Below are 5,950 nucleotides of genomic sequence, written 5' to 3' on the forward strand. Positions count from 1 at the left end.
GCCCGCCGCAGGGAGCGGCGCGAGGCCCAGCGGGCCGCCCGCTGGCTGCGGCAGGACGCCGCCGGCATCGAAGACTCCCTGACCTGGCAGCTACAGCAACTGGTCAGCGACAGGCCCGGTTCGGGCGGCGGGCGGCGGCTGGTCATGCCGCCCGTGCCCCGCAGGATCGAGCCGGCCGAGGAACTGGGCAAACTCGCCGACGACGACCACCTGGTGCGCGTGCAGCTGCTGGTGATGTGCGCCTCGAACACGAAAGGGCGTGCCCAGGCGCGGCTCGCCCAGCTCCAGGCCGCACTGGATGTGTTCGGCGGCCGCTCGAGGTGGGCCATGCGCGGCTGGCGGATCGGCCCGTGGCGGATCGGCGCCGACCACTGGCCCACCCGCCGCGGTTTCGAGCGCCGCTGGAAACTGGGCCACTGCCAGCCGCCCCGGGCCAACTGGGTGCGCCTGGAGGAGCTGGCCGGCCTGCTCAAACCGCCCACCGTGCACTGCCGGCTGCCGGTGCTTGCCGCCAGCCTGCCGACTTTCGAGTTCGGCAACCCCTATCTGCTGCTGCAGGGCCTCTACCGCACTCCGGACGGCCGACAGCGCATGGTCGCCACCTACGCCGAGGAAACCCTGTTCGAGGTCGGGGTGGGCAAGGCGGGCGGCGGCAAGACCGAACGTGCTCTGGCCCAGGCGATCGGCTGGGCTCATGCCGGAGGCGGGCTGCTGTTCATCGACCCTCACAGAGACTCCTGGCCCCGCGCCCTGCCGTTCCTGGCCCACGACCATCTGATGCCGCGGATCGCGTTCGTCGATCTCAACGGCCTCGGCCCCGACCCGCGCATCAGTTCATGGAACCCGCTCGGCATGCACCACAGCCAGACAGCGCATGAGGTCGTCGAAGCAGTCGCCGACGCGTTCGCCTCCGCACTGGCCTGGGACGACGCCAGCGCACCCCGCGCGATCACCATCCTGACCGCCGCACTCACCGTCCTGGCCGCCATCAACGAGGCCGCCTGCCGAGCGGGCCGGGCCACAGATCAGGCCACCCTCTTCCACGTCCGGGCACTGCTCACCGATCCCGTCTTTCGCGCAGCCGCGCTCAAAGCCGTGGCCGGCCGTCTCGACGAGGAGACCCGCGCCTGGTGGCAGACGATATTCCCGACCCTGCCCGCGGACGCGTTCGCCGTCGTCCTCAACCCCCTTGCACGCCTGGCCGCCAACCCCGTCACCCGCGCCTTCCTCGGCCAGAGCGACGGCGTCTACAACATCCGCACCGCCATGGACACCCGAATGGTGGTGTGGGTGTGCCCGGGCGGCAACGGGCCCACCGACCGGCTGCTCACCGCACTCCTCGCCCGCGACCTGCTGCGAGCCGTACGCTCCCGCCGCGACACCCCGGACAACGGACGCATCCCCTTCCGGGCGTACTTCGACGAACTCATCACCCTGACCGGCGCGGCACCGGAGACCATCGCCGCCATGTTCGAGGACTTCCGGAAGTACAAGTGCCAGGTCCACGGCATGACCCAGCTGCTGGCACGCCTGCCCACACCCGTGCGGCTGTCCCTGCTCCAGAACGCCTCCACACTGGCCACCACCGCCGGATCCAAGACCGCGATCGCACCCCTCACCGCCGAATGGGGCGACAACCCCAGTCCGGACCGGGTCGCGGTCATCGAACGGTTCGAGCACTACGTGTCCATGAACGTGCGCGGCCACCGCGTAGGACCCGTGCAACTACGCGGACCCCACCTCGACACCCTCTACGCCGCCCACGCCCGCCCGCGACAGGTCCCCGCGCTGGAACGAGCCGCCCACGCCAACGCCCAAGCCCTCCCCCTGGACCAACTCACCAGCCGCGCGGCAACACAGACCAGCCGTCTCACCGCATTCCTCAGCCAGCACACCCCAACTGCTCTGCCGCCAGTCGACCCGACCCAGAAGGAATATCTATAAGCCGCGCCTCTTCACCACACCCACCGGCTCCGCCAGCGCAGCGCTGCTCGGTGCGGTGCGGCTCGGTGCGGTGCGGCTCGGTGCGGCTTGGGCCGCATCGCCGCGCCGCTTCGCCCCCTGCTGCTTGCCGTGCACCAACGGCTCTTCCCCGCAGCGGGGTTGGCACCTCTTCACGATCGACGCGATTCCCCAACCATCTTGAAGTTTGCTCACGCGAAGCTTTACTGTTGCATCGCCGGCGCTCAGCACTCCGTCAGAATCGCTGCAAAAAAGAAGCGGATGACTCGCCCAATGAATCGACACCCCGCAGATATTCGCGTTACGAAAGAGTTAAGTGCACTGGTGTGGCCGGACGGCACACGGGAGGTGGCCCGGCTCGGCGATGCCTGGGTGGCCACCGGAAACACCGACTTCACCCCCGACGACCTCACCCTCGTACGCCGGCAGTTCGCCGCCCGGCACGTCACCCTCGACGGCGACACGATCACCGTCTGGCCCCGCACCCCTCCCGGCCGCCCGCCCGCGCCAGGCCCCCAGGCCCGCAACTCCCCCTGAAGCACGCACTCGTCGCACCGATCCTGTGCGTGCGCATCGTGCCGCCTGACCGGCCGCACCCTCCTGCGGCACCCAGCGCAGGCACCCCCGAGCCGCTGTGTCACTTCACTTCAGAAGAAGGCTTGCGCCATGACGTCCTCGCCCCGCACCACGCCCCTCGCGCGACGCGCCCTGCTCACCCTGGCAGCAGGGCTGACCCTGTCGGCAGCCGGATGCTCGGCAGGCATCGACCCCGGCGCACGCACCGTGGCCACCTCCGCCGCCGCCTCCGGCGCCCTGCCCACCCCATCGCGCACCAGCACCCAGCCCGCCGTGCCCTTAGCGGTCCTGGCAGGCCAGCACCGCCTCCAGCTCACCCTCACCTCGGCCCGCCGCCACCCGCACGGCGCCGTCACTCTGCGCGGCACCTTGAAGAACACCGGCACGGCCCTCGTCATCGTCCCCGCCGAACTGCGCGGCAACGAAACCGCCGTCCTGAGAAACGGCCCCTCCCTCGCCGGCGCCACACTCGTGGACTTCACCGCAGGCAAGCGCTACTACGTCCTGCGCGATACCGACGCCCGCCCGCTGACCACCACCGGGCTGTCCCAGCTCGATCCCGGCGAAACCGTACCCGTCTTCCTGCAGTTCCCCGCACCACCCCCAGGCACCACCCAGGTCGACTTCGAACTGCCCCTCTTCGACTCCGCGACGATCACCCTTTCGAAGTGAGCAGCGCCATGGCCCGCCTCCCGCCACGCCGCGCAGCCTGGCTGCTCCTGCTGCCCGCCCTTGCCGCCCTGCCCGCCGCCACCTCCTCCACCCAACCACCTTCCCCCGCCACCACCTGCGCGTGCACACCCCCACCGGCCGCCCCAGAGCCCGCCGACACCCTCGCTCTCAGCCCCGGCGCAACCCTCGCGCCGCCTCTAACACTCCCGCTCACCGCTCCCGCCCGCGCACTGCGCCAGGCCCACCAGGACCTCACCCCCACCTCACCCCACCACCCCGGCACTGGACACACCCCCCTACCCCACTCCCCCGCGTCCTCCCCCACACAGCAGCCGACCACCGGCGCCTTCCCCGCCCTCACGCCCGCACCCACCGCACCGGCCGCGCCGACTCCCCGCGCTTCCGCCTCGCCCGCTCCTGCACACACTCCCGCACCCCACGCCGCGCCCAGCCCCGGGGCCGGGTACGAGGCACTGGCTGGCGCCGCGCTGGCCGCCGCAGCCGCCACCGCCGCCCTCGGCGTACGGCGCCTGCGCAGACGCACACACACCACCCGCCGCACCCACACCGCCACCGTCCCGGCTCCCGCGCCCACCAGCCCGGTGACCACACCCACCGCACACGACAGCCTCAGCAGGCTGGATCTGGCCCTGCGCGCCCTCGCCCACCACGCCGGCCGCGCCGAAGCCGACGCCGTACCTGCCGTGCGCGCAGCGCTCATCACCCCCCATATCGTCCGCCTCCTGCCCGAGGCCGGCGCCCTGACCGCGCCGGCGCCCTTCACCGGCGGCCCCGATGGATGGTGGACCCTGCCGGCGGACACCGATCTCTCGCACGACACCGCCGCCCCCTCAGGGCCGGCTCCCTATCCGGCGCTGGTCACCATCGGCAGCACCGAAGCAGGCGACCTGGTGCTGCTCAACCTTGCCCGTACGCCCGCCGTACTCCTCGACGGCAGCACCTCCCAGATCAGCGAGGTGTGCACCTGCCTCGCCCTGGAACTCGCGCTGAGCCCCTGGGCAGACGGCGTCGAGATCGTCACCGTGGGATTCGGCGACGACCTTCCCTCACTGCCGACGCCACAACCGATCACGCACACCCACCACGCCGCACACGCACTGCGCGACCTCAACGAGCGGCTGCTGGAGGCCCACCAGATGCCCAACGCCCTCCACCCGCCCTACGTGGTGCTGTGCGCGAGCCCACTGGACACCGCCACCGCAGCCGAGTTCGCCAACGTCATCGCCAGGGCACACACCCTGCCCGTCACCCTGATCGCCCCGGCCGACGCGGCGGCCGCACACTTCCCCCGCACCGTCCTCCTCGACGCCTCACAGACCGGGCCGCAGCACCTGCACCCGGCCGCCACCGACATCCGCCTCCAGCGCCTGGAACACACCGCCTACCAGCAGATCATCACCACCCTGCACGGCGCCGGCCGGCACACCGGCCCAGCCAAACCAGCACGGCAGCAGACCGACGCGCGCCCGGCCGGCATCACCTCCGGCCCCCTGCCCGCAACCTCACCGAACCCTCGCAACAGCACCAGCTTCTCCGCCCTGCCCGCCGCCGGCGACCCGGCCTCACCGCACCTGCCGTCCACAGGCACACGAAACCGCACCCCCGGCCAGACACAGCACACCCCAGGCCCGCACGAGCGCGAACCCGCGCCCCTCACCGTCCCGGCTCCGGCAACCGCCCCGCCCGAGCCCGGGCACCATCCCGGCACGGACCGTGCCGTGCCCGACGATCCGCACGCCCCGGAGATACGCGTCCTGGGACCGGTCGAAGTCACCGGCGTGCCCGCCACCGGCCACGGCCCCCGCAGCGCCCAGCTCGCCGCCCTGCTCTACTTCCGCCCAGGCCGCAACGCCGACACCCTGTGCACCGACATGGACCCCGCCAACCCCTGGTCCACCACCACCCTCAACGCCCGCCTGCAAGGCCTGCGCCGCGCCCTGGGCAACGACCCCTCCGGCCACCCCTACGTGCCCCGCCGCACCTCAGGCGACGCCCCCTACCGCCTCGCCCCCGCCGTGCGCTGCGACTGGACCCGCTTCCTGAACCTCACCGAACACGCCCTCACCCAAGGCCCCACCGGCCTCCCCGACCTGGAAGAAGCACTCGCCCTCGTACGGGGCAGACCGTTCGGTACCCGCCCCCTGCCCTGGGCACAGCCCCACCAACAAGAAATGATCACCCGGATCGTCCACACCGCCCACACCGTGGCCACCCACCGCACCCCGCCCGGCCCCCACCACAACCTCACCGCCGCCCGCCATGCCATCGCCACCGGCCTCGACACCGACGACAGCGCCGAACTCCTCTACCGCGACTGGATCCGTATCGAGGACGCGGCCGGCAACCGCCCCGGACTGCACACCGCCATCGCCCGCATCCAGCACCTCACCCACAGCCTCGACGCCCCACTCCAGCCAGAAACCCAGCACCTCATCCATCAACTGCTCCACACCGCAGGACACGAACGGCAACCCAAGCCGTGACCCCCGCACACCGACCCCCACCGCACACCCCGACAGCGCCCGCCGGCCACACGGCACACGCCGCCGCACACCCCATCCGCCCCGACACCCCACCCAGACACAGCGCCCGCCGGATCCTGGCCGCAGTCATCACCGCCGCGACCCTCGTCGTCGCCGGTATCGGCTTCGCCGGTTCGTACGCCGCGGTGCGCGAGCTGGCGATCAAGAAGGGCTTCGGGAACTTCTCCTATGTCTTC

5 protein-coding genes are annotated in these 5,950 nt (G+C 71.9%); all 5 read left to right on the top strand.

Annotated features, from left to right (window positions below):
- Positions 1–1,944 (top strand): type IV secretory system conjugative DNA transfer family protein (locus tag ABT085_RS42895; RefSeq protein WP_351621585.1); only part of this gene is annotated, 1,944 nt, incomplete at its 5' end.
- A gap of 390 nt (positions 1,945–2,334) precedes the next feature.
- Positions 2,335–2,499, top strand: a complete 165-nt coding sequence (locus tag ABT085_RS42900; RefSeq protein WP_351621588.1) for a hypothetical protein — start codon at positions 2,335–2,337, stop codon at positions 2,497–2,499.
- A gap of 129 nt (positions 2,500–2,628) precedes the next feature.
- The gene (locus tag ABT085_RS42905) at positions 2,629–3,210 is read left to right on the top strand and encodes a hypothetical protein (RefSeq protein WP_351621591.1); all 582 of its coding nucleotides are present in this window, start codon (positions 2,629–2,631) and stop codon (positions 3,208–3,210) included.
- A gap of 602 nt (positions 3,211–3,812) precedes the next feature.
- The gene (locus tag ABT085_RS42910) at positions 3,813–5,714 is read left to right on the top strand and encodes an AfsR/SARP family transcriptional regulator (protein WP_351621594.1); all 1,902 of its coding nucleotides are present in this window, start codon (positions 3,813–3,815) and stop codon (positions 5,712–5,714) included.
- Positions 5,711–5,950 (top strand): DUF2637 domain-containing protein (locus ABT085_RS42915; RefSeq protein WP_351621597.1); only part of this gene is annotated, 240 nt, incomplete at its 3' end. The genes ABT085_RS42910 and ABT085_RS42915, both read left to right, overlap by 4 nt.

This window comes from Streptomyces sp. NPDC002265 (genome assembly GCF_040296125.1).
Lineage (GTDB): Bacteria > Actinomycetota > Actinomycetes > Streptomycetales > Streptomycetaceae > Streptomyces.

Excerpts from the sequence above, each read along its gene's own strand:
- ABT085_RS42905 (WP_351621591.1), top strand. The coding sequence starts at position 2,629 with ATGACGTCCTCGCCCCGCACCACGCCCCTCGCGCGACGCGCCCTGCTC.